Annotated in this window: 2 protein-coding genes; both read right to left on the bottom strand. The window is 36.8% G+C overall.

The annotated features are described in order from the left end of the window. Positions 1 to 254: hypothetical protein (locus LIZ98_RS17315; protein WP_227140381.1), on the bottom strand; the 254-nt coding region annotated here is incomplete at its 3' end. A gap of 527 nt (positions 255 to 781) precedes the next feature. After that, positions 782 to 1,972, bottom strand: a complete 1,191-nt coding sequence (locus LIZ98_RS17310; protein WP_227140382.1) for a hypothetical protein — start codon at positions 1,970 to 1,972, stop codon at positions 782 to 784. Between the last annotated feature and the right edge of the window lie 136 nt (positions 1,973 to 2,108).

The following is a 2,108-nucleotide window of genomic DNA, read 5'->3' as shown; positions in this document are numbered from 1 at the left end:
TCTATTTCATCTATTTTATGATGCATCTCTTGTTGAACCCGTTTCATTTCTTTTTGCTCCTGAAGTATTCCTTCAAAAGCTTGTTTCATTTCTTTTTGCTCTTGAAGCATTCCTGCAAAAGCTTGTTTCATTTCTTTTTGTTCCTGATGCATTCCTTCCAGATCTGGTTTCATTTCTTTTTGCTCTACCTGGATTGCAGCTACCATGGTAATTAATTGGGATAGCATGTCTTCAATATTATTGTTTTTACTCATCATCATTCAACTCCTACTTAATTATTATATACAAAACGAGTCATCTTTGAAATCCATTTTAATCATTTCCAATTTATTCTGAGATGGTGATAGTCTTCTAATTGTTTGGGGAAAACCGATATGATAACGGGGATGGAAAAGCTAATACATTGATTCGACAAACTTTGAAAAAATCCTTCTAACATACTATAAAAAACGAATTGCTGGAATGAAGGCAAAAAAATCTCCCAAAAAATTATAAAACGTTCCACCTTGCTCTCCACATGTGTACCATCTATCAAAATCAAATTAAGAGTATAACCCTACTGCACAGATTAAAGGTAAATACTCTTTATCTGCATTTGAACGGATTGGGAACAGGCTTCGGGGTTTACATTTTCCATTAAGGGATTGACATTCAACTGTTCGTCAATCATTTCTATTGCTTATTCATCATACTTATTGCCCCGCTATAAATAGATTTGGGACGTTGTCAGGTTCATCGGCCCGTTAATTATCATTGGGCCAAAAGACCTGTCCCTCCGTCCCTATTCCCATCTGAGCAGTTCTATAACCTTTTTCTCATCCGCATGCTTCTCCTTTAAAAAAACATTCGGTATTCCGGCTGCATATCCTCTTAGGTTTTCTTTCCCAAAAATATCAATGGCTCTCTTAACAACTGTCGAGAAACCACTTTCCGGATAGTTTTCTGTATAATTTTCCAATTCATCGCCTTTAAGCCATTTATCCTCAGCTTCCGCATCTTTTCCAACGACTACTGATACTTTTGGTGATTCTATTCCCATTCTTTTTCGGGAGGCAAGGATGCTCCGATAGATAAAGTCATCTTCCGGCAGCGAATATCCGAAAAAGATAATATGTTTCGCCTTTTCTATGGCAACTTTCATATCTCGCTGGATTTCCTCAATAAAAGGAGGATGTTGACCTTTAAAATTTGTTTGCATAATGATTGCAGAATGGTGAGCTTCTGTAATTTCTCCACAATGAGTGCATTGAATCGCATCATATTTTCCCTCCTCGTATGCTCTCATTTCTTCCTCTGAACGAGCCATATCCGGATAGGCTAAGGATTTAATAATTTGAGGGGGAAATAAGTCTGGTGAGTCCAGTTTCCATTTGCTTCCTAAATAAAACGTCAACTTGCCACAATTCGGGCATTCCCTGAAACCATGGCAACCATGCGGAAAATAAAACTTACCCACTCGAACTCTTCTCGATGTTACATGCTCAGGATCATTTAATCTTTGTACGGCTGTTTCATTCATTGGAAACCAATGAGAAGGATTATCTCCATCAATTTTCCGGACTGCCATAAAATGTGCCAAATCGTGAAATAATTTCATTGGTGCAGGCGGATTCCCAATATGCGGCACTTCTCCGGAGTTATTTTTTTCACGATGTGCATTAAAAAGCAGCCAAAGAAAAATTGGATCCCAGTTCATGGAAATAACGGCATAACTAAACATATAAAACCGTCTACTGTCAATAGGATATTTTTCTACTCGCTCGATACCTTCCTCTTGCATAAGTTTAGCCAAAATACGAGCAAATCCATAATATTGCTCGTATGTTGACATATTATTATTGATTAAATTACGATACCCTTCTGCATGGATTAAAGATGTGAGCATGTTTAAGGTATTTCGTGCCGGTAGTAATCGTTCAGGTCGAATAAATTCTGCATCAACATACAATCCAGTTCCGGATTGAATATTCATATCAATTAGATTATATAACCCACATTTCGCACGTCTTAAGTAAAATTCATCGTAATTTTTGAATGAACTTTATCTAAATGACTCGATGGGGTGATTTCTTTATTTTTCGATGGATTTTCGACAAATTTCTATTGAA

Origin of the sequence: Caldibacillus sp. 210928-DFI.2.18, from assembly GCF_020554505.1 — a bacterium.
Classification (GTDB): Bacteria; Bacillota; Bacilli; order Bacillales; family Caldibacillaceae; genus Caldifermentibacillus; species Caldifermentibacillus hisashii.
The sequence above is the reverse complement of the archived record's forward strand: the minus strand, read 5'-3'. Positions and strand labels throughout refer to the sequence as shown.